Genomic DNA, 20459 nt, shown 5'->3' with positions numbered 1-20459 from the left:
GCCTTAATCACGCGCGTGGCATGCATCACAAATGCCGTTCAGCGCGGGTGTGAAACCAGCACTGAGCTGCCTAGCCGGGTGAGCCCATAAAGCGCGGCTCCGACAGCGAGCATCATGCCGGCACGCAGCCAGGTTTCAGGGCCTTGCTGGGTCAGCAAAAGCAGGCAGGAAAGGATCGCCAATACCGGAATCACCCAGTGAACCTGAAAATGGCCGGCGTCGACCTTGTCGCGCTTGAGCACCAGAACCGCAATATTGACGCTGAGAAACACGAACAGCAGCAACAGCACCACGGTTTCAGCGAGCGTCGTCAGGGTGCTGGTAAACGACAGCGCGATGGCAACCACTGTGGTTGCGAAAATGGCCACGCCGGGTGTGCGCCGTTGAGGCAGAACCGAGCCCATCACAGCGGGCAACAGCCCTTCACGAGCCATCCCGAAGGTCAGTCTGCTGGCCATGATCATGGTCAGCAGTGCGCCATTGGCAACCGCAATCAGCGCGATCACCGCGAACCATGGGGCAGGTATCCCCAGCCCCGACGCACTGACCACGTCCATCAACGGGGCCTGCGAAGCCTTCAACTGTTCGACGGGCAGCACCATGGCCGCGCCCACGCCGACCAGCATGTAAACCACGCCTGCAATAAGCAAGGCACCAAACAGCGCCCGTGGATAAACCCTGCGCACATCCTTGATCTCTTCGGCCAGGTTGGCAGACGTCTCGAAGCCCACAAATGAATAAAATGCCAGCAACGATGCAGCAAGAATCGCGGTGGCCGGTGAGTTCGTGTCCAGTTCGAATACACGTTGCGGCACACCATTGCCCTGACTGACGAACCAGACTGCGGCCGCAATCACCATCGCCAGCCCGCTCAACTCAATCAGGGTCATGACCAGATTGGCCGACAACGACTCCTTGATGCCACGCGCATTCAACAGCGCGACAATCACCAGAAAGCCCACACATACCCACTGCGCGGGCCAGCTTACCAACGCCTGGAAGTAGTCGCCGGCAAACGCGACTGCCAGCCCGGCAGCACTGGTGACGCCTGCCGCCACCATGGAAAAGCCGACCAGAAACGACAGCAGCGGTTTGCCGAAGGCTTTTTCGGCATACACCGCTGCACCGCCCGCACGAGGGTATTTGGTCACCAGTTCCGCATAGGACGCAGCGGTCAGCAAGGCGAAGCACAGGGCAATCAGCAGGGGTGCCCAGATGGCTCCGCCGACACGTCCGGCGATAGTGCCTGCCAATGCATAGACGCCGGCCCCCAGCACGTCACCGAGGATGAACAGTGTCAGCATCGGCGCCGTGATTGCCCGGCGCAGCGATGGAGTTTCGGGAGGAGTGGCCATGGTGAAAGAATCCTTTCTCGGCAGGTATAAGAGTTGTGTAAGGGAAGATCGTCAGGGTGAGGGTAAATTCAACGTGATCGCAAAAGGCCCGGATCAGCGGTGTTTTTTGCCGGAACAGGTATTTGAATAACCCCCTGCATTTGAAAATGCAGCATGAACCAAGAGGTTTTTTCAGGGTCTTATTCGGGCCTTGAAATTCATGGCATGCCTTTTACTTTTCGAGTCTGTCTTCATGCCTGAATCGCACCGTTATTTCTGGCGCATGTGCCTGTACTTCGTGCCTCTGCTGCCCATGTACGCCAGCCATGCCAGTGCCAGTGACGAGCGACAGCTGGTCCAGGCCATCAACGATTTTCGTGGGCAACCTCAGCGCTGCGAAGCACGGATGACAAAAATCTCCAGAGCGCTGACGCTCAACGCCAGCGTAGCGTTGCCGATCAATTTCGCTGGAAGTTCACGCGATGCGCTCAAGGCATCCGGTTATCAGGCGGTCACCGTCCGGACCATACGACTTGCTGGCGCGCAGAGCGCCGGTGAAGCGTTCGGCATGCTCGAAAAACGCTATTGCGGCGCTTTGCTTGACCCGCAATACGCCGACATCGGTATCACTCGCGAGCGGGGCGATTGGCGTGTGGTATTGGCAAAACCGTTGATCGACGAAAGCCTGGAAGATGCACGTTCGGCTGGCCGCATACTTCTGGCGCAGGTCAATGCCGCGCGTGCCAAGCCGCGCATGTGTGGCAAGCAGCCGTTTCCTTCGGCCAGACCGCTGAGCTGGAACACGACCCTGGAAATGGCTGCACAGGGGCACAGCCAGTCGATGGCCAGTGAGAATTACTTCACGCATCGCGGCTTTGATAACGACTCACCGGCAGATCGCGCCCGTGCAGCGGGTTACGGCGGACGGCAGATCGGTGAAAACATCGCAGCAGGGCAGAGCACCGTCAGCAAGGCAATGGCCAGCTGGCTGGCCAGCCCGGGACATTGCGCCAACCTGATGAACCCGATGTTTACCGAGGTCGGCGCGGCCTACGCGACGGCTACCAACGCTGATTACGGTGTGTACTGGACCATGCTGTTCGGCGCTCCCTGATCAACCGAAAAGCCGCCTGAACGGCGGCTTGTCGAACATGCATGAATGGCTCAGACCTTCGAGCCGCTCCAGCGCGGTGCTTCTCTCAATTCGTCACGCTTCTGTTGATCCGGAGATTTGTGTGGCTCGCCGTATTCCACGTGTAACGTATCATCAAGGCGGTTGGTGGAAGAGCCGCCTTCCTGCGGCGTTTCGTCGAAATGCTTCCACTCGGCACTCTGGAAGCGGAACAGGCTGTCGTCTTCAGGCGCTTCGCGTTCGCGATAGTGGTGGATCGAGTAGTGTGCATATTCGACCTTGTCGCCCCAGTCGGACTGCAGCAAACCGTCTGCCGCCAGATCGCGATACCAGTCGTTTTCCTTTTCGGATGCTTTCTGCTTTTTGTTATGGTCGACGAAATAGCCAATGATCCCGCCGACGACAGCAATTACAACGCCAACGAGGAAGAATGGCCCGGCCAGCGCGGTGGCCGCCGCGCCGCCTGCACCCACCAGCGCCGCGGTTCCCAGTACGCCGGCTGACGCGCCGAAGGCACCGCCGGCAATTTGCAGGCCGCCTGCGGCCTGAGCCAGCTTGTCACCTGACTTCACGCCGTCCTTGATGGTGAATGCACCCAGTACGATATCGGCAAAACCACCAGCCAGATCCGTTGCAGGCCCCAGCACTTTGACGACCGAGCCTGCGATTTTATTGGCAGTTCCAGAGGGCAGCTTGGCCCCTGAAGCCTGCACGGCATCATCCAGCCGCTGGGTGATGCCGCCCATGGCCTGGCGTTCCGCTTCTGCACCGCCAGCCATGTCGCCCAGCGTCGAATTGAGCCGATATTCATCAGTCGCATCCAGTGCGGTGCGGATCTCGCTCAGTTTGCTTGCGGAAATGCCGCTGACCCTGACTTCCTTGGCCTTGCCAAAGCTTTCCTTGCCCCAGATCTCCGGTAACGTCTTGTCCAGCCCCAGCATGTCCACCAGGCCGCCTTTGCCCATCAGGTCGCCAACCTGATCAGCCAGGCGTACGAAATGGCTGGCACCGCCGGCAAAGCTCAGGAAGTCCTTGGCAATGCCCAGGCGCTGAATCGGTGTCTCGCCCAGTTTGCCGCCGTTGCCGACCAGTTGATAAATCGCCGAGAACAGCGACACGCCTGCTGCAACGGAGCCCATGACGCCTTTGCTATTGAGCGTATTGAAGATTTCGCCCAGTTTGCCGCGATCAGCGACCGGTATGTAGGGTTTGGAAAGAGCTGTCTTGATGTCTGCTTCGCTGACCTTGCCGTTTTTCTGATAGGCATCACCGACCTCCTTGAGCGCCTTGGCGATGTCTGCGGGCTTGGCGTTGCCCACGACACCTTCCTGAAGGAATTTCTCGAAGGTGGGCTGCAGGAAGCGCGGCATATCGACCAGAAAGCCCTTGAGCTCTGCCTTGAGCAGGCCGAACAGGTCCTTGGTGGCGAGGGCGTTATTCTCGTCGCTTATCTTCGACGGGTCGGCGACCAGATCGTTGAGATCGCTGGTCAAACCATCGGCCTGAATAGACTGTGCCGCCTTGCTGGCACCTTCTGGATCGACCAGCGCAAGTGAGGACAGGGTGTCGCTCAGGTCTTTCTGCGCCTCCTGGCCAAGGCCCTGCTTTTTCAGGTCCTTGAGGTAAAGTACGTAATCAGGATTGGCGGTGAGGTCGAGCAGCTTCTGCTTGATTTCGTCCTTGTTGGGCACTTTGCCCAGTGCATCGGTCATCTTGCTCTGGTAGTCCTGCTGCACGGTCGGATCAGAGAACAGTGTGGTCAGTTGTTCTTGCAGCTTGCCGCCATCAATGATGTCGTGCATGTCGGCCGAACTGAGTTGGGTCTGTTTGCTGTCGAATTCGCGCCAGGTGCCGCCGAAGGCGCCTTTGGCCTCTTCATAACCGGTCAGGCCGCGACCGTTGTCATAAGCAGCCTGCGCCTCGATCGCCCTGACCAGTTTTGCGCGAGGGTCATCCTTGGCAATATCCCCTTTGTTCACGCCATCGCGGTATTGGTCGAGCAGTTCCTTGGTCGCCAGTTCGCCGACATTCAGCTCTTCGGAATTCTCATCACCCTTATCGGCTTTCACGCCGGTTTTCTGCCCCATCAGATCCAGCTCGGCCACGGGCGGCAGGTTATGCCGACTGCGGGTTTCACCGATATTGCCGGTGCCCAGCTCATTCCATTTCTCCACCACATCATCGTACAACTGCGGGCTGGCATCCCTGGAGACGATGAACTTGCCATCGCTGTTCTCGAAACGAATCAGACCCGCGCCCAATTCGTCCGGTGAACCGATGGTTATGTCCTGATTCTTCAAAAAGTCATGAGGCTCAGCCAACGTGTAACCTTCTTCCCGGCTGCTGTTGATCTTGTTCCAGGCGTCATGGAGGGTGGTTACTTTGTCGAATAGTTCAGGGGTCAAGGCTTCAGTGACGACAATCCGTTCACCGCTCTGATTCTGATAGGTGATCTGGCTTCCTTCCTGGCCAGACACCCAAGTGAACTGTGTAATGTCGTTCAAGCTGGGAATGGGGGTGTTGCGGTCAGCAAGAATCTGCCCTTCGTTGACTGCGGTTTCCATCGCAGTTCTTTTTTGCGGGTCCGACACTATGGTTTGCAGCGCTGCCAGATAATCGAACAACTTCGGATTGTCGTCACGGGTGACCACGACCTTCTCTCCGTTGTGCTCGTAACGAATAGTGTCCGGGCCAACCTCATTCAACGGGCCGACGGTGGTGCCGAATACGGGTGGCCATACTTCGTTGTCACCCGCCCTGCGATAACCTTGCGCTTCGCTCGTGTTCAGCCCGGTCAGGGTATTGAAGGCGTCTTTGGCCGCACTGTACAGCTCAGGATTGTCGCTCTTGGCCACAACGATTTTATTGCCTTCACGGTCGACATAACGCATCACGCCCGGCCCGACTTCATCCACCGGGCCGACCACTGCAAAGCCTGCAATGTTTTCCGGCGGCTTTTCGTCCGCACCTGCCACCCTGTAGCCTTCCCGCTGACTGCTGCCTACGCCGGATAGCGATTTGAAATCCGACGCCACCTGTTTGAAGAGTTCCGGGTTCTGTTGCTGCGAAACGATGACCTTGCTGCCATCGGCGGCTTCATAGCGAATCAGCCCCGGCCCCATTTCGTCCGGTGCTCCGATACGGGCATAGCCGCTCAGCGTCGCTGGCGCGGCAGCATCAGCCTTGGCCGGGGAGTAGCCAGCAGCCACACTGGCCCTGAAGCCTGCCACTCGGGGTTGGTCTTCGACGACCTGACGATAGAGCTCCGGGCTGGTGGATTTGCTTACCAGTACCTGATCGCCTTCCTGAGTGACGTAGCGCACGGTGTCAGCCGCCACAGTGCCGGGCTTTTCTATCGATGCGTAACTGCCCAGCGCAGGTGCCTTTTCGTCTGCGCCCGCTGGCCGGTATTGGCCGCCATTGCGGTTGCTGGTCTGCAGCACCTGGTTGAATCGCGTTCGGGCATTCGCGCCTGGTGCGAGGGGCGGAAGAGGGCCAGGCGCCGGGCTGATCGTGGACGTCGACATAGCATATAACTCCTGTTGTTAACCGCTGGACGTGGAGCAGGCGACTCAATAACTGAGTGCCACGAGGCAAACGAAACCCTGTGTTCAACGACGAACTCTTTATTCGCGTGAATAGTTTGAACGGCGTCTCGTTTTCAAATCAAAAGAACAGGGCTTATGGGCCGACACTATCATTCCGACAAGTGAAGTGGCGGATCGGTAATCTCTTTTCACAACAATTCACACGCGTCGATAAATAATAAAGGCCCTGGCGAACACCCCGTAAACGTTGGAGCCCCGTCTCGTGGTACATAAAAAATTAATATCACCAGAAATAAACCAGAAATAAATATCACTTTGATATCACTGTTGGTTTGCGGTATTAATTTGTTGTGAAATCTGATTTCACAACGTTTCACAGCATCGAACAAGTTTCGCTGATTACTATTAATTGGCAACGCGGCAAATAGCGTAGTGTCTCTGCATCGCTGTTGTGTAATGGCACATTGACCTGTTCTTGAGCCGGTTGTTAATCCGCAGATAGATCCCTACTCGAAGCAAGGAGAAACAACATGAGTTCGACTCCACCCGTAAGCTCCGGCAATTCAGACGCAGCAATCGAAAAAATGTCGGCGACCTTTGATATGGCTATCGAGAAATCGGCCAAGATCACTGAAATCTCCACTGCCAAGAAAGCAGAGCTGGATGCTACCAAGCAACGTCCACAGAACTGACGTTGTCATGCAGGCAGCGCTACAGCTGCCTGCATTCACTGCGCATCGAAATTCTTCCGATCGACAGTTTTGCCCGGCTTTGACATGCCGTTTCCGGTAGATCACACGGTGGTGACTCGATCATGACAGCCTTGATCTCATTGAGCGGAACGCCCGACGCTTCTGTGCAAGAAAGCGGCGTAGCCCGGCTCGAAATTCTTCATGGTTTGCATCAGGGCGTTTCGCTGCTCCTGGACAATCCTGTCTATGTGATTGGCAGTGCCGCCCCGGCCGACCTTGTGCTGGGCGATGCTGATGTGGCCGAGCAACATGTTCGTCTGCGATTCTCCGTTGAATACGTCGCAATAGAAGCCTTGGGCGGCGATGTGACGGTTTTCGATAGCCTTGGCCAACGTCGGGTTGTCAACGTCGGCCACGGTCAACGAATCTCCTTGCCTGTCGAGTTGCTGGTCGGACAGAGCAGGTTGTGCTTGCGCAGCACACGAAGTGCCCGAGCCATCCCCTCTGTGTCCCGCCGCCTGGTGCTGCTTAAATGGCCAGCACTGGCTGCACTTTTGTTGCTGGTGACATGTGCCACTGCATTTGCCTTTCGTGCACCTGCCGAGTCGGCCCGGCACTCCATTGCAGATCCCGTCCCTGGTTCGTCAGTGCCCGGCAAGAACGCCCCTACACTTAGCCAGGCTAGAAGCTGGCTCGAGGGCGCGTTGCAGGACGCCAGGCTCACGCAATTGCGGGTTGAGGAACAGGGCGGGCAGCTCAGTGTCGAGGGCGCTTTTCCCGCTGCCCAAAAAAGCAGCTGGCTGCAGATTCAACAGGCCTTTGACACTCGGTTTGGCCAGCATATTGTCTTGACGCCCAACGTGCAGGCAAGCGCGGCGATTGCGGCACCTCGCGTGCGTTTTCAGGCGGTGTGGTTTGGTCGCAATCCCTACGTGATCGATGAGCATGGCAAGCGTGTTTATCCCGGCGCACTGTTACCTGACAACTGGAGGCTGGAGAGCATTGAGGGCAATCAGGTCCGTCTTGTGCGCGGTGATGAAAGGTTTGCCTTCACTTTATGAAAGTCGATCTGCGGCCCGTAGCGCCGCCTTCAGCCGATTCTTTGCCCGCAGTCGAGCGCGTTGCTCCGGCGCAGCCGCGTCAGGGAACCCGTTTCGAAGCGCTGCTTGATCAGCGCGAGCGCAAGGTTCGTCGTTCGTTGCGTGGCGAGCTGGAGCAGACCGGGCAGGCTTCTGGTGTCAATGCGCAGCTTTTTGGTACGGCGCGTTCGCTACAAGTACTGCGCTATGTGCTGGACGAAGTATTACCGGCACTGGACGCCGAGCCGGAGATCCGCGAGCTCGCCGAAGACGTGATTCGTGAAGAGATCGACATGCGGCTGCTATTGGAACAGCAACGCGCCGAGGTGCAGTCGTGAGCATCAGTCAGGATCGCGAATGCATAGAGTTGCTCCACGGTATGGGTGATCTGTACCGGCGCAGCGGCCAGCCACAACGTGCGCTGGTGATGTTGCTGATTGCAGTACAGCTGGCACCCACGAACAGCGCGCTGCTGCACAGCCTGGTGCTGGCGTTCACCGACAGCGGAGACACCGACCGGGCCATTGCGGCACTGGACAGGCTGGTCGAGCAGCAAGGCGAGAGCGCCGCGCTGCTTCTGTTGCGTAGCCGCGCGTTGTGGAAGGCCGGCCGCAAGGACGACGCGCGGCAATGCTTCAGACGCTACCTGGAAGCACGGAGGGCTGCGCAATGACCCTCATGAATGCCCTGAATCGCCTGGCGGTAACTGCGTCTAAACGCACAGATGTGATCATCGTTGCTTTCATGCTGATGGCTATCGCGATGATGATCATCCCGATGCCGACCTATCTGGTGGACGCGCTGATCGGAGTCAACATCGCCCTGAGCCTGCTGATTCTCATCGTCGCGTTCTACATCAACCACTCGGTGGAGTTTTCCGCGCTGCCGCCGCTGATCCTGCTCAGCACGCTGTTTCGTTTGTCGCTCTCGATCACCACCACTCGCCTGATTCTGCTGGACGGCAATGCCGGTCATATCGTCAAGGCGTTCGGTGATTTCGTGATTGCCGGTCAGGTCGTTGTGGGGCTGGTCGTATTTCTGATCATTACGGTTGCCCAGTTCGTGGTCATTACCAAGGGCGCTGAGCGGGTCGCCGAAGTCGCTGCGCGTTTCACCCTGGATGCGATGCCCGGCAAGCAGATGAGCATTGATAACGACTTGCGCAACGGTGACATCGACCAGTTCGAGGCCAGACGTCGTCGTTCACGCCTGGAGCGTGAAAGCCAGATGTTCGGAGCCATGGACGGCGCCATGAAGTTCGTCAAGGGTGATGCCATTGCCGGGTTGGTGATTCTGTTCGTCAACCTGCTGGGCGGCATGATGATCGGTATGGTCCAGCGCGGTATGCCGTTCGCCGAAGCCGCGCATGTCTATTCGTTACTGACCGTCGGTGACGGCCTCATCGCGCAGATCCCGGCACTGTTGATTTCTGTAGCCGCAGGGACCGTGGTGACCCGCGTCAACAGCGACGGCGAAGAGCGTGACCTGGGCACCGAGATTGTCAGGCAACTGAGCGCCAGCCATCGTGCGCTGGGTCTGACTGCGCTGATCCTGCTGGGCGTAGGCATGCTGCCGGGGTTTCCATTGCTGGTGTTTGTCGGTCTGGCCGCCGTGCTGGGCGGCAGTGCGTTTGTGCTCTGGCACCGGGATCGTCGTGCTGCCCGGTCACTGGTCAAGGACGAGCTGCCAGAGCATGAAACGATGGCCGAGCCCGGTGCTTCCTCTGGCGCTTCCGGGGCTTCGAACGATGCTGCGGAAGATGCCTTGGAAAGCGCCGAGCGGCCACGCGATAGCCAGGTGCTGTTGAGTATCGGAACCGGACTGGCCGAGGCCGCCCCGTTGCAGCCCCTGCGTCAGCGTATCGAAGCGTTGTGTCACGACATTCGCATCGATCTGGGTGTCGAGGTGCCGCTACCCGAGGTTTATCTGGACCGCAGCCTGCCAGTCGATCGTTTCCAGGTCGAGCTTGAAGGTGTACCCGTCAGTGAGGGCGAATTCAGCGGCAAGGCGCTTTTGCTGCAGGACGATCCGGTGCATGCACAACTGGTTTCTGTCGAAACCTTTGAAGCGCCTTCGCCGATCGGTTCCCGTCCCGGCCGCTGGGCAGGGCGTGAGCATGCGGAACGTTTGCAGGATGCCGGTATTGGTTTTCTGTTCGCCGATGAAGTGTTGCGCGAAGTACTGGACCGTATGTTGCGCCGTTATGCCGCCGACTTTCTGGGTATTCAGGAAACCCGCCTGATGCTGGAACAGCTTGAGGGTAAGTACGGTGAGCTGATCAAGGAAGTGCTGCGCATTCTACCGCTGCAGCGTATCGCAGAGGCCTTGCGTTTGCTGGTCTCTGAAGGGGTATCGATACGCAATCGTCGCGGCCTGCTGGAGTCGATGGTGGAGTGGGGCAGTATTGAATCTGACGCGGGCAGACTGACCGAGCATCTGCGCGCAGGACTTGCGCGGCAGATCAGTCATCAGTATGCCGATCGCAACCGGGTGATCAGCGCCTTTGTACTGGCACCTGCGCTCGAAGAACAACTGCGCGCCACGCTGGCTCGCCAGGAAAAGAGTCGCGATTCGCTGCCCGATGACATCGGCCGGACCGTACTGGTACAGCTGCGTCGCCTGTGCGACATGCTGCCGGAACATGATTCGACGGTGTTGCTTGTGCATTCGGAGCTGCGTCGGTGCATGCGCCGTCTCATCGTGCGCGGCGAGCTGCAACTGGCGGTTCTGTCTTTTCGCGAGCTGGCCAGTGAATACAACCTTCAAGCGGTCGGCACTGTCAGCCTGACCGATGTCCTTGCACGCCCGGCATCCAGGGCCGGTGCTGTCACTCCTCTGGCGACTGCCTCATGACCTCAGTAAGCGTAATCCGGATGTTTCTCGTGGGTGTGGGCGCGTTGCTCATGGCCACAGGTTCGTTTGCCGAAAACATTGCCAAAGGAGCCAAAGGCACAGTCGATCTGGCCATCGGTGAAGGCCGCGTTCTGCATTTTTCAGCCCCCGTGGACTCGGTGATGGTGGCCGAGCCGGGTATTGCCGACTTGCAGGTGGTGTCACCCGGCGTCATCTACGTGTTCGGCAAGGCCGCAGGGCAGACCAGTCTGATTGCCCTGGACAGCGAGGGCCGGGAGACCGCTGCGTTGAGTCTGGCGGTAAGCAGCGGCACTGCTGCTGTGACACGCCCGCTCAAGGCGTTGCACCCGCAGAGTCAGGCGCGGATCAATGCCTCCGGCAGCCGGGTGATTGCCAGTGGCTCCGTGCAGGATGTCGGTGAAGCAACCGATCTTAATGCCTTGCTGAGCACCGAGGGGCAGAACTTTCAGTCGACGATAAACAGTGCCACTTACGCAGGGTCGGCCCAGGTGAATATCCGCGTGCGTTTCGCCGAAGTCTCGCGCTCCGAGCTGTTGCGCTATGGCGTGAACTGGAATGCCTTGTTCAATAACGGCACTTTTTCATTCGGTCTGCTGACGGGGGGCGCTTTGGCCGCCGATGCAGCGGGCGGCGCGTCGAACGTGATCAGCGCCGGGCTTGCGTCGGGCAATATCAACATCGACGCGATGCTGGAGGCGCTGCAAAGCAACGGTGTGCTCGAAGTTCTGGCCGAGCCGAACATTACCGCCATGACCGGGCAGACTGCGAGCTTTCTGGCTGGCGGTGAAGTGGCGGTGCCGGTGCCGGTCAACCGTGAAGTGGTCGGTATCGAATACAAGCCTTACGGCGTGTCGTTGCTGTTCAGCCCGACGCTGCTGCCCAACGGGCGCATTGCGTTGCAGGTGCGTCCCGAGGTCAGCAGCCTGATGAGTACCACCACACTGGACGTTAACGGCTATCAGGTGCCGTCGTTCAGGGTGCGACGTGCCGACACTCGTGTGGAAGTCGGCAGTGGTCAGACGTTTGCCATCGCCGGGCTGTTCCAGCGTGAAAGCAGCCAGGACATGGACAAGGTGCCGATGCTGGGCGACATGCCGATTCTGGGCAATCTGTTCCGCTCCAAGCGCTTTCAGCGCAACGAAACCGAACTGGTGATTCTGATCACTCCGTATCTGGTCGAGCCGGTCAAGGATCGCGTGGTGGCGACGCCGCTGGACAAACAGCGCGCCACCAGTACCGCGTCGGCAGGTCCGCGCAGTGGTGGCGCATTCGGCTTTTACATGAACTGAAAGGGAATGGCCATGAACCTTATCTGCGCTATGTCACGCCCGCCGGTTCTGATGCTTTTATGTCTGCTGGCAGGCTGCAAGACCCACCTCGACCCAGTGAGCTATTCACCGGATTATGCGGCGATCACCCGTGCCGATGGCCGTGTGGAGCTGGTGCCCCAGGCCTGTGTGCAACCAGCTGCACAGGACGAGATCGGTGTAGGTGAGGATTTTCAGCCGTTGTTGCCGCCGGGCTGTGCGAGCAACCTGATTCTGCTGCAAATGGTCGAGCAGCGCGCAGATGTCATGCACGGCCGTAACACCGGGCCTGTCATGGCTGCACCGGTCGGGCGCGCCGCGCAGGTTTACATCGACGGGTATGACCGCGAAGAGCTGCGTCGGCGTCAGGCAGAGCAACAGGCCAGCACCGACACACAGGAGGCCCGATGACCTCAGTTAGCGTCAATCAGCCCCAGTTCACGAGCCTGCTCGGCGCGGTCCGGTATGGCCTTGACGCGCCGGGCTTCGGCGATCAGCTTGCCGCGTTCGGCCTTGGGGATGTCGTCGAAGGTCATGTTTTTGAGATCTTTCTCTTTTCCGGCCAGGACCATGACCAGCAGCTGGTTGCGTTGATGCCGGGGTTGCGCAAGGGGCGACTGGCTGACGCTGCGGATGGTCTCCAGGGCCTTTTGGTCGTCATCGCCCAGAGCGTATGCCAGAGCCAGATTACATCGGGTGTCGAGGTCGTTCGGGGCCAGGCGCAGGCTGGTGCCGAAGGCGCTTTGAGCGGCGTCGGCCTGACCACTCAGAATGTGCGCGATGCCCAGACGGTTCCAGGCCTGTGGCTGCTGCAACGCATTGGCGGCCTGGGTCAGCGCAGCGATTGCGCGTTCCAGCTTGCCCTGACGCAACTGCGCAGTACCCAGGCCCAGCAGCGCATCCGGGTCGTCGGCTTTCAGCTCAAGCGCCCGTTGATAAGCACGCTCTGCGCCACGCGTGTCGTTGCTGACGAGCAGGGCTGCACCGAGTTTGCGCCACGCCTCGACACCCGCTTCGGGCTGCTGCGTGGCGCGCTGGTAGAACGACGCTGCCGTCGTCGAGTCGCCGCGTTTCTCCAGGTCGGCGGCCAGTTGCATGAAGCGCTCGTAGCTGGCGTCGGATTTGGGCTGAGTCGAACACGCCGCCAGACTCAGGCAGCCGAGCAACAACAACGTGGGGACGGAACGAGGTGGCATGGGCAGGGCTCTTGTGAAAGGGGGCGGGGCGAGGCGTTTCAGCCATCGACAGCCTTTGAGGACGAGCGCCATTTTATAGCCCCTGCGCTGAATAGCGACCGTTTTCTGAAGCCTGTCTGCCAGCGGCCGTCGCATTGTCACGGAGGGCGTCATGAAGCACTTCAGGGCTGACCCGCCAGTTTCAAAATTGCTGATGCTGATCCTGCTGTGCCTGTTATCCGGTGTGCTTAAGGCCGCCTCGGAACGTCAGCCAGACTGGTTCTCAGAGCCTTACGCCTACGTGCTGGTCGACCAGGATATTCGCGGTGCGCTGACTGAGTTCGGTCAGCACCTTGGCCTGATCGTGGTGTTTTCCGAGAAGGTCCGGGGCAACGCAAGAGGCACGGTACGTGGCGAGGATGCCGGTGAGTTTCTCACCCGCTTGTGCGATGCGAATCAACTGAGCTGGTACTTCGACGGCAACGTACTGCACATCGCCGGTGCCGATGAGGTCGCCACCCGTGTGTTCGACCTGCAAGGGCCGCGGCTTGAAGAGTTGCAGCGTTATATGGCGCGGCTGGAAGTGTCCGGCCAGCCGATGTCCAGCCGCGTCAGCCCCGATAGCGACAGCCTTTTTGTTTCAGGGCCGCCAGCCTGGCTGGCGCAGATTCAGCACCATGTGGATCGTCAACCTGCCGCCGAAATCGCGCCTGTAGTGCGTGAACGCGGCGTGCGGGTGTTTCGTGGCGGTGTCGTCACTCAAGTCGCTACCGACCGTCAGTAAACCGAAGAAGGAGCACTACCCATGTCCATCAACGCCGTAGACAGCAATGTAGACATCAATGTTTCCAGTCAGGAATCGCGCTTCAACGCCGCCGTCGAAAACGCCGAGCAGGCTGCCAGCGACAGTGAGTTCAACGATGCCCTGATTACCCAGGCGGTCACCATTGGCGGGCAGTTCATTATCATGCCGCGCGCTCAGGAAATGCTCAACGAAGCCCAATCTGACGACGACTCTGAATAGGTTCCGACCATGACCGTCAATCCAGCTGCATCACCGGCGGCGGCTGCCTTGCCTTCGCCGGGAGGAGGCGGGGTTCCGCAGGCTTCCCAGAACCTCTTCGAACACATGGCCGAGACTTCCAAAGGCATGCCGCAGGGCGCCAGCCCGCATCAGATCGGTAGCAACCTGATGGAGCGACTGGATGGTTTTATTGACCGCTCGCGGCAGTTCTCAGAGCGGGCCGATGCGCTGACCCAGGGTAATGCGCTGCAGTCCGCCAATCATGCTCCGAGCCCAGCCAGCAGCGCTGCTCAGGCGCCGGGCAAGGTAGGTGAGCCGCAGGTCGATCGCATCGTCCAGTCGCTTGGACGGATGTTCGATTACTCCATCGAAACCCAGATGGTGGTACGCGGGGCAACCCAGATATCCGGTTCTGCCAACACCCTTCTAAAAGGTCAATGAACCATGTCCAAACGCCGCCGTGTTTTGCGCCTGTTGATAGTGGCAACGCTTGCCAGCCTGTTGCAGGCCTGCGATATCGATCTTTACACCAACCTCGGCGAGCGTGAGGCCAACGCCATGCTGGCGGTGCTGTTGCGTGATGGCATCCCGGCGTCACGCAAGGTTCAGGACAACGGTCAGCTCAAGGTGATGGTCGACGAAAAGCGCTTTGCCCAGGCGATGGCGGCGTTGGACGACGCAGGCCTGCCAGGGCAGAGCTTTTCCAATATGGGAGAGATTTTCAAAGGCAATGGCCTGGTGTCCTCGCCGGTGCAGGAGCGCGCGCAGATGGTGTATGCGCTGAGCGAGGAGCTGTCCCATACCGTTTCGCAGATCGATGGCATTCTGTCCGCGCGGGTGCATGTCGTGCTGCCTGACAATGATTTACTCAAACGGGTGATTTCGCCGTCCTCGGCATCGGTGCTGGTCCGTTTTGACCCGCGAACCGACATCAATGTGCTGATCCCGCAGATCAAGACGCTGGTTGCCAACGGTATCTCCGGTCTGGGCTACGACGGTGTTTCAGTCACGGCGATCAAGGCGGTCATCCCCGACAAGGCCAGTGCCCAGCCGCAGTTGGGCAGTTTCCTGGGTCTTTGGATGCTTGAAGATGACCTGCCAGCGGCACGCTGGCTGTTTGGCACTCTGCTGCTGGTTGCGCTGGTGCTTGCCGGACTGCTGGGCCGACAGTTCTGGCAGCGACGCCGGGGCGAGGGCTCATACGTGTTGAGTGAAGCGTCATGAATACGGCGCTGACCAGCCAGTGGCACGTACTGGTCGAACGTCCCTTGGCCTTTGTCCGCGAGCGCTGTCTGGCCGAATGCCTTGAACGTGACGTTGATGCGGCCCGACTTGCAGCGTTACGCGATTCACCGCGTTTCACCGCACGCCTTGAACAATTGCTGACCGGACATTTCAAGCTACAGCCCCTGGCGCAGCTGGACCTGCCTGCGGAACAGGATCTGGCTGTACTGCTGCTGAGCGAAGGCGATTTTTCGCATTTGCCACGCCTGTGTGGTGCGGTCTGGCACGCGGCAACGCTGAGTCAGGAAATTCGTGGCGAAGTGGTCAGCGAGTACCGTCGTCTGCTGGGTAACGACACATTCTCGCTGGCCCTCACTCATCGGCATCTGGCCGGTGCGGCCAATCTATTGCGTGCACCTGCCGAGTTGCTCCAGGCCATCGATCGCGATGGCGCTGCCTGTGTGGCCGCCTGGCTGCAGTCCTGTCCTGCACAACTGCAGGCCTGGTTGCGGCTGCGGCTGGCTGAACCTGTGCACGCTGCACAAGATGATGCAAAACAGGTGACGGTGGTGCAAACCGTTGCTCGACACCTGACGGAGATCAGCAGCCATGAGTGATCTGCCAACCCGACCAGGCTCCCGGGTGTTGCGTGCTGCCGATGCCGCTCGCTGGATCGACGGATTTGCCTTCATCGAAGCCGCACATGAAGAGGCACGTTGCGTGCGGGAAAACAGCGCGCAATGGCTCGAACAGGCTCGCGCCGAAGGCTTCGAGCATGCCAGACAGGAGGGCGCCGAACGGGCCGCTGCATTGCTGGCACAGACCAGCGTCGATGTCGACCGCTACCTTGCCGGGCTGGAAACCTCGCTGGCTGAACTGGCACTGGGTATCGCCCGACAGGTACTGGGAGAGATTGACGAGCGCGAGCGGCTGTTGCGCTGTACTGCGCAGGCGTTGGCAGCGTTTCGTCAGGATCAGGCGTTGACTCTGCATGTGCCCGGAGCTGAAGTCGAAGGTCTGCGCCAGCACCTGGCCCACGCGCCGCTGCCCCTGCATTCGCTGAGTATCGAAGGCGATGATCAGCTTGATGCAGGGCAGGCGCGGCTGGATGGCCCGGCGGGGTCCGTGGAGCTCGGGCTGGAGGCCCAGCTGGATAATCTGCGCCGTGCGCTGTTGCCGCTGGCAGAAGGTGATTCGCGATGACTGAGGCCCTGACGACGCTGCTGCCCAACCTCGGTTTGCGCTTGCAATTCGCCCAGCCCAGGCCCATGCGTGGGACGCTGCGCAGTATTCGTGGCGTGTTGCTGCGCGCCAGCGTCGCCGGCGTAGGCATTGGAGAGTTATGTGTGCTGCGCGATCCGGGTAACGGCCGAGAGCTGTCGGCGGAAGTTATCGGCTTCGATGAAGATGACGCGATCCTGTCGCCTATCGGCTCGATGGAGGGCCTTTCGACGCGCACCCAGATCATCGCCACAGGCCAGGCGCTCGGCGTGCAGGTTGGTGATGCCTTGCTGGGTCGTGTGATCAGCCCTATGGGCGAGTTTCTCGACGGACCTGCGCCGACTGCCACGCTCGGGATGCAGCATTATCCATTGCATGCAGAACCTCCGGCGCCCTTCAGCCGCCAGCGAATCGTCAAGCCACTGTCATTGGGCATACGAGCTATCGACAGCCTGCTGACCCTTGGCCAGGGGCAACGCATGGGTATTTTCGGTGAGCCGGGGGTGGGCAAGTCTTCCTTGTTGGCGAGTATCGTTCGCAATAGCGATGCCGACGTGATCGTCATCGGGCTGATTGGCGAGCGTGGCCGTGAAGTACGCGAACTGCTTGAAGGGCAACTCGACGCCACGGCCCGGGCACGTACCGTGGCGGTGGTTGCCACCTCCGACCGGCCCGCCGCCGAACGGGTCAGGGCGGCTTACGTAGCGACCACTCTGGCTGAGTATCACCGTGATCAGGGGCGCAATGTGCTCTTGTTGATGGACAGCCTGACCCGTTTTGCCCGTGCCCAGCGCGAAATTGGTCTGGCAGTGGGGGAGCCGCCGACCCGGCGCGGTTATCCGCCTTCTTTTTTCTCGGCATTGCCGCGCCTGCTGGAGCGCGCCGGCCCTGGCCCGCAGGGCAGCATCACGGCGCTTTACACCGTGTTGACCGAAGGTGATGCGGCCATGGACCCGGTGGCCGAGGAGACTCGCTCAATTCTTGATGGCCATATCGTGCTGAGCGCCGAACTGGCGCAGCGCGATCACTTTCCGGCAATCGATGTTTTACGCAGTCGCAGCCGCTTGATGGACCACATTGCGACTGCCGAACACAGGCAACTGGCATCACGGCTGCGTGAGTTGATTGCCCGTCGTCAGGAAATCGAACTGTTGATTCAGGTGGGTGAGTACGCGGCTGGCAGTGACCCGATAGCCGACGAGGCCATTGCCCGCCATTCGCTGATTGAGGCATTTCTGCGTCAGCCGCCCTCCGAACATGACAGCCTTGCGCAAACTCTGGCCCGCCTGCGCAAGGTGCTGGCATGAGCCCGTTTTTCGATTCGGCTCCTGCTTCACTCTACGACTCGACGCCGATTGGTCTTTGCTATGGAAAAAAACGATGAAGAAGGCCGACCTGTATAGCCTGCAAGCCTTGCGTCTGTTGCGTGAGCAGCGCGCTGCCGCTCATCTTGGCGCTCAACGGGAGCGCTGCCGTGATAGCCACACCGAGCTGGATCAGGCTCGGGAAAAGTTACGCCTGCACCGGGAACAACTGGCTCAGGAGGCCGAGCAGGCGGTCGGCCAGCTCAGCGAGGGCCTGTCGGTCAGCGAGTGGAAGGTCGTTCAGGAGCGCTTGAAGCAACTGCATGACGAACGCAAGGCATTGCAGGCCGATGCCGATAATGCGGTGTTGAACCTTGAGACTGAAGAGCAGGCACGCAAGCGGCTCAGGCAGGCGCACCTTGAACAGCTGAAAAAGTCCCGAGCCTGGCAGAACCTCGTCGAACAGCGCATGCGCAACGATGCGCGGGCCAGTGAGCAGCGCGATGAGGCCGATCAGGCAGACCTGCCCGTCAAAGGATCCCCACCTGGAGACGAGCGATGACGGTGTGCGTACAGCCAATGCCTTCGCCTCCAGGTATTGGTTCAGTCCGAAGCCGGCTTGCCCGGTTCGATGCTGATCTGCTGAGTTTGCATAACCTGTTGCATCGCCAGACAGCACCGTGGCGGATCGTTCTTGGGCAGCGCCCCATGCACGTGAGCTTGGCCAGCGCAGGTGGCGAGTGTCGCCGACCGGTGAGGGTGGCCATCAGGTTCGGACAGGTCTACCTCGAACTTGTCGTTCCGTCGCGTCTTTTCGAGCTGTCAGGGCTGGGCTGGCTGCCAGGTGCGTCAGTCGATACCCAGACCGACACCTTGTTACTGGAGCAGGCCTGGCTGAGCTGGATCGAGCCTCTGGAAGCATTATCGGGCGAGCCTGTTCAGGTGCTCCCGTGGCCTGCACATCCGCTCGAAAATCCACTCAGGCTCGCGTTGGAAGTGCGGCCTGATGAGGGGCAGGCACAGACGCTGGAAATACATTTGAATGCTGACAGCGCCCGGCACGTCATCGCGCTGCTCGACCGTAACGCCGTTACAAGACCGCAGCCGCTTGATGCATTGGTGCTCACGTTGAGTGTCGAGGCCGGACAGGCGCCATTAACCACCACAGAGCTGCACAGTCTGGTGCCGGGCGATGTGGTCATGCTCGACACCCTGGCCGACACGCAGGTGCTGCTGCGGCTGGGCAAGCGCTACCAGACGGTTGCCAGGCACCAGGGTGAAACCCTCGAATGGCTGGGTCCTCTGCGCACCGTCAGTCCCCATTATGTTTCCCACACTTTCAACAGGAACGATTCGATGAGTGAAATGACCGACGGTTCCGATCTGGATACTTCGCTGGATGAGCTGCCGCTTACGCTGGTCTGCCAACTGGGCAGCGTTGAACTGACGCTGGCGCAACTTCGCGAGATGGCGCCGGGCAGCCTGTTGCCGCTGGCCGGTTCGAGGCACGATGAGGTGGACCTGATGGTCAATGGCCGCCGTATAGGCCGTGGCGAGTTGGTGAGTATCGGCGACGGTCTGGGTGTGCGACTGCTGGGTTTCACTGCCTCATGAACGGTTACCAGCCGAACCTGATCGAAATCATTCTGGTCGTCGCTACTATCGGTTTGATTCCTCTGGCCGTCGTGACGCTGACGGGATTCATGAAGATATCCGTGGTGCTGTTTCTGATCCGCAATGCGCTGGGCGTGCAGCAGACGCCGCCCAATCTGGTGCTTTACGGCATTGCGCTGATTCTGTCGGTGTACGTGACCACGCCGCTGATCGGCGACATGTACCGGGAGGTGCAAGGCCGCGATCTGAGCCTGCAGAATGTCCAGCAACTGGAGGAACTCGGCAGCGCCTTGCGCCCGCCATTACAGGCGCACCTTTCGAAGTTCGCCAATGAAAGCGAACGCGGTTTTTTCGTCCAGGCCACCGAAACCATATGGTCGCCCGAGGCGCGAGCCGATCTGCGCGATGACGATCTTGTCGTGCTGATTCCGGCGTTCGTCAGTTCTGAACTGACCCGTGCCTTCGAGATCGGTTTTCTGCTCTATATCCCGTTTCTGGTCGTCGACCTGTTGGTCTCCAATGTGCTCATGGCGATGGGCATGTCGATGGTCTCGCCCACCTTGATTTCAATCCCGTTGAAGATTTTTCTGTTTGTGGCGCTCAGTGGCTGGTCAAGACTGATGCACGGTCTGATCCTGAGCTACGGAGGCTGACGCCGTGGGCCAGGATGTTTTTCTCTCGCTGATGAACAAGGCGCTGATGACTGTCTTGCTGCTCTCCGCTCCGGCGTTGATCGTGGCCATTGTCGTCGGCCTCAGTGTGGGCCTGTTACAGGCACTGACCCAGATCCAGGACCAGACACTGCCGCAAGTGGTCAAGCTGGTAGCGGTATTGCTGGTGATCGTGTTTGTCGGGCCGTTGCTGGCCGGGCAGGTGGCAGAGCTGGGCAATCAGGTGCTGGACAACTTTCCCTTGTGGACCCGATGAGTCG

General features: G+C 59.7%; 22 protein-coding genes. 19 read left to right on the top strand and 3 right to left on the bottom strand.

The features are described 5' to 3' along the window. Positions 1-38: 38 nt before the first annotated feature. Complete coding sequence (locus RYB09_RS15145; protein ID WP_230018455.1) at positions 39-1355, bottom strand: APC family permease; 1317 nt, start codon at positions 1353-1355, stop codon at positions 39-41. 199 nt (positions 1356-1554) lie between these two features. On the opposite strand from RYB09_RS15145, the gene RYB09_RS15140 reads away from it, so the two are divergent. After that, entirely contained in the window at positions 1555-2448 is an 894-nt protein-coding gene (locus RYB09_RS15140; protein ID WP_230018457.1) for a CAP domain-containing protein, read from the top strand. Positions 2449-2498: 50 nt separating this feature from the next. Here RYB09_RS15140 and RYB09_RS15135 read toward each other — a convergent pair whose 3' ends face one another. Continuing rightward, positions 2499-5993 carry a hypothetical protein gene (locus RYB09_RS15135; RefSeq protein WP_316889151.1) on the bottom strand — a complete coding sequence of 1165 codons (3495 nt, stop codon included), beginning with the start codon at positions 5991-5993 and terminating at the stop codon, positions 2499-2501. Between the two features lie 551 nt (positions 5994-6544). Here RYB09_RS15135 and RYB09_RS15130 point away from each other — a divergent pair. The 7 genes from RYB09_RS15130 to RYB09_RS15100 all read left to right on the top strand — a co-directional run bounded on the left by RYB09_RS15130 (position 6545) and on the right by RYB09_RS15100 (position 12377). Next, positions 6545-6706, top strand: coding sequence for a hypothetical protein (locus RYB09_RS15130; protein WP_003377029.1), 162 nt, complete (start codon positions 6545-6547; stop codon positions 6704-6706). A gap of 122 nt (positions 6707-6828) precedes the next feature. After that, positions 6829-7767, top strand: coding sequence for an FHA domain-containing protein (locus RYB09_RS15125; RefSeq protein WP_230018461.1), 939 nt, complete (start codon positions 6829-6831; stop codon positions 7765-7767). Further along, positions 7764-8123 carry a hypothetical protein gene (locus RYB09_RS15120; RefSeq protein WP_004660832.1) on the top strand — a complete coding sequence of 120 codons (360 nt, stop codon included), beginning with the start codon at positions 7764-7766 and terminating at the stop codon, positions 8121-8123. The genes RYB09_RS15125 and RYB09_RS15120 overlap by 4 nt, the downstream gene beginning before the upstream one ends. Next, complete coding sequence (locus RYB09_RS15115; RefSeq protein WP_230018463.1) at positions 8120-8458, top strand: tetratricopeptide repeat protein; 339 nt, start codon at positions 8120-8122, stop codon at positions 8456-8458. Before RYB09_RS15120 ends, RYB09_RS15115 begins: the two co-directional genes overlap by 4 nt. Then, the gene (gene sctV / locus RYB09_RS15110; RefSeq protein ID WP_316889137.1) at positions 8455-10638 is read left to right on the top strand and encodes a type III secretion system export apparatus subunit SctV; all 2184 of its coding nucleotides are present in this window, start codon (positions 8455-8457) and stop codon (positions 10636-10638) included. Before RYB09_RS15115 ends, sctV begins: the two co-directional genes overlap by 4 nt. Beyond that, on the top strand, positions 10635-11948 hold the full coding sequence (locus RYB09_RS15105) for a type II and III secretion system protein family protein (RefSeq protein ID WP_316889135.1): 1314 nt from the start codon (positions 10635-10637) through the stop codon (positions 11946-11948). The genes sctV and RYB09_RS15105 overlap by 4 nt, the downstream gene beginning before the upstream one ends. Positions 11949-11960: 12 nt before the next feature. After that, the gene (locus RYB09_RS15100; RefSeq protein ID WP_054072669.1) at positions 11961-12377 is read left to right on the top strand and encodes a hypothetical protein; all 417 of its coding nucleotides are present in this window, start codon (positions 11961-11963) and stop codon (positions 12375-12377) included. A gap of 2 nt (positions 12378-12379) precedes the next feature. Here the strand turns inward: RYB09_RS15100 and RYB09_RS15095 are convergent, their stop codons facing one another. Next, on the bottom strand, positions 12380-13162 hold the full coding sequence (locus RYB09_RS15095; RefSeq protein WP_054072644.1) for a tetratricopeptide repeat protein: 783 nt from the start codon (positions 13160-13162) through the stop codon (positions 12380-12382). Positions 13163-13313: 151 nt separating this feature from the next. Here RYB09_RS15095 and RYB09_RS15090 point away from each other — a divergent pair, with 151 nt between their 5' ends. The 11 genes from RYB09_RS15090 to sctS all read left to right on the top strand — a co-directional run bounded on the left by RYB09_RS15090 (position 13314) and on the right by sctS (position 20455). After that, positions 13314-13925 (top strand): type III secretion protein, encoded by a 612-nt coding sequence (locus tag RYB09_RS15090; protein ID WP_230018469.1) that lies wholly within the window; start codon positions 13314-13316, stop codon positions 13923-13925. Between the two features lie 21 nt (positions 13926-13946). After that, entirely contained in the window at positions 13947-14165 is a 219-nt protein-coding gene (locus tag RYB09_RS15085; protein ID WP_002553572.1) for a hypothetical protein, read from the top strand. A gap of 9 nt (positions 14166-14174) precedes the next feature. Further along, positions 14175-14606, top strand: a complete 432-nt coding sequence (locus RYB09_RS15080; RefSeq protein ID WP_058407503.1) for a hypothetical protein — start codon at positions 14175-14177, stop codon at positions 14604-14606. A 3-nt stretch (positions 14607-14609) separates the two neighbouring features. Beyond that, positions 14610-15389 (top strand): type III secretion system inner membrane ring lipoprotein SctJ, encoded by a 780-nt coding sequence (sctJ, locus tag RYB09_RS15075; protein ID WP_057412399.1) that lies wholly within the window; start codon positions 14610-14612, stop codon positions 15387-15389. Next, positions 15386-16006, top strand: a complete 621-nt coding sequence (locus RYB09_RS15070) for a type III secretion protein (protein WP_316889128.1) — start codon at positions 15386-15388, stop codon at positions 16004-16006. Before sctJ ends, RYB09_RS15070 begins: the two co-directional genes overlap by 4 nt. Then, complete coding sequence (locus tag RYB09_RS15065) at positions 15999-16592, top strand: FliH/SctL family protein (protein WP_316889126.1); 594 nt, start codon at positions 15999-16001, stop codon at positions 16590-16592. Before RYB09_RS15070 ends, RYB09_RS15065 begins: the two co-directional genes overlap by 8 nt. Then, positions 16589-17917 carry a FliI/YscN family ATPase gene (locus tag RYB09_RS15060; RefSeq protein WP_122258429.1) on the top strand — a complete coding sequence of 443 codons (1329 nt, stop codon included), beginning with the start codon at positions 16589-16591 and terminating at the stop codon, positions 17915-17917. The genes RYB09_RS15065 and RYB09_RS15060 overlap by 4 nt, the downstream gene beginning before the upstream one ends. Positions 17918-17990: 73 nt before the next feature. Then, positions 17991-18476: a hypothetical protein gene (locus RYB09_RS15055; protein ID WP_057401729.1), complete on the top strand. Its 486-nt coding sequence runs from the start codon at positions 17991-17993 to the stop codon at positions 18474-18476. Next, positions 18473-19528: a type III secretion system cytoplasmic ring protein SctQ gene (sctQ, locus tag RYB09_RS15050; protein WP_122258428.1), complete on the top strand. Its 1056-nt coding sequence runs from the start codon at positions 18473-18475 to the stop codon at positions 19526-19528. Before RYB09_RS15055 ends, sctQ begins: the two co-directional genes overlap by 4 nt. Continuing rightward, on the top strand, positions 19525-20181 hold the full coding sequence (gene sctR / locus RYB09_RS15045; RefSeq protein ID WP_004658168.1) for a type III secretion system export apparatus subunit SctR: 657 nt from the start codon (positions 19525-19527) through the stop codon (positions 20179-20181). Before sctQ ends, sctR begins: the two co-directional genes overlap by 4 nt. Positions 20182-20185: 4 nt before the next feature. Then, on the top strand, positions 20186-20455 hold the full coding sequence (sctS, locus tag RYB09_RS15040) for a type III secretion system export apparatus subunit SctS (RefSeq protein ID WP_002553581.1): 270 nt from the start codon (positions 20186-20188) through the stop codon (positions 20453-20455). Positions 20456-20459 lie beyond the last annotated feature (4 nt).

The sequence above is a fragment of the Pseudomonas syringae group sp. J254-4 genome (assembly GCF_032586855.1).
Classification (GTDB): Bacteria; Pseudomonadota; Gammaproteobacteria; order Pseudomonadales; family Pseudomonadaceae; genus Aquipseudomonas; species Aquipseudomonas amygdali.
The sequence above is the reverse complement of the archived record's forward strand: the minus strand, read 5'-3'. Positions and strand labels throughout refer to the sequence as shown.

Excerpts from the sequence above, each read along its gene's own strand:
- RYB09_RS15125 (WP_230018461.1), top strand. The coding sequence starts at position 6,829 with ATGACAGCCTTGATCTCATTGAGCGGAACGCCCGACGCTTCTGTGCAA.
- RYB09_RS15080 (WP_058407503.1), top strand. The coding sequence starts at position 14,175 with ATGACCGTCAATCCAGCTGCATCACCGGCGGCGGCTGCCTTGCCTTCG.
- RYB09_RS15090 (WP_230018469.1), top strand. The coding sequence starts at position 13,314 with ATGAAGCACTTCAGGGCTGACCCGCCAGTTTCAAAATTGCTGATGCTG.
- RYB09_RS15070 (WP_316889128.1), top strand. The coding sequence starts at position 15,386 with ATGAATACGGCGCTGACCAGCCAGTGGCACGTACTGGTCGAACGTCCC.
- RYB09_RS15095 (WP_054072644.1), bottom strand. The coding sequence starts at position 13,162 with ATGCCACCTCGTTCCGTCCCCACGTTGTTGTTGCTCGGCTGCCTGAGT.
- sctQ (WP_122258428.1), top strand. The coding sequence starts at position 18,473 with ATGACGGTGTGCGTACAGCCAATGCCTTCGCCTCCAGGTATTGGTTCA.
- RYB09_RS15065 (WP_316889126.1), top strand. The coding sequence starts at position 15,999 with ATGAGTGATCTGCCAACCCGACCAGGCTCCCGGGTGTTGCGTGCTGCC.
- sctR (WP_004658168.1), top strand. The coding sequence starts at position 19,525 with ATGAACGGTTACCAGCCGAACCTGATCGAAATCATTCTGGTCGTCGCT.
- RYB09_RS15130 (WP_003377029.1), top strand. The coding sequence starts at position 6,545 with ATGAGTTCGACTCCACCCGTAAGCTCCGGCAATTCAGACGCAGCAATC.
- RYB09_RS15085 (WP_002553572.1), top strand. The coding sequence starts at position 13,947 with ATGTCCATCAACGCCGTAGACAGCAATGTAGACATCAATGTTTCCAGT.
- RYB09_RS15140 (WP_230018457.1), top strand. The coding sequence starts at position 1,555 with ATGGCATGCCTTTTACTTTTCGAGTCTGTCTTCATGCCTGAATCGCAC.
- RYB09_RS15060 (WP_122258429.1), top strand. The coding sequence starts at position 16,589 with ATGACTGAGGCCCTGACGACGCTGCTGCCCAACCTCGGTTTGCGCTTG.
- RYB09_RS15055 (WP_057401729.1), top strand. The coding sequence starts at position 17,991 with ATGAAGAAGGCCGACCTGTATAGCCTGCAAGCCTTGCGTCTGTTGCGT.
- RYB09_RS15135 (WP_316889151.1), bottom strand. The coding sequence starts at position 5,993 with ATGTCGACGTCCACGATCAGCCCGGCGCCTGGCCCTCTTCCGCCCCTC.
- RYB09_RS15105 (WP_316889135.1), top strand. The coding sequence starts at position 10,635 with ATGACCTCAGTAAGCGTAATCCGGATGTTTCTCGTGGGTGTGGGCGCG.
- sctJ (WP_057412399.1), top strand. The coding sequence starts at position 14,610 with ATGTCCAAACGCCGCCGTGTTTTGCGCCTGTTGATAGTGGCAACGCTT.
- sctV (WP_316889137.1), top strand. The coding sequence starts at position 8,455 with ATGACCCTCATGAATGCCCTGAATCGCCTGGCGGTAACTGCGTCTAAA.
- RYB09_RS15145 (WP_230018455.1), bottom strand. The coding sequence starts at position 1,355 with ATGGCCACTCCTCCCGAAACTCCATCGCTGCGCCGGGCAATCACGGCG.
- RYB09_RS15120 (WP_004660832.1), top strand. The coding sequence starts at position 7,764 with ATGAAAGTCGATCTGCGGCCCGTAGCGCCGCCTTCAGCCGATTCTTTG.
- RYB09_RS15100 (WP_054072669.1), top strand. The coding sequence starts at position 11,961 with ATGAACCTTATCTGCGCTATGTCACGCCCGCCGGTTCTGATGCTTTTA.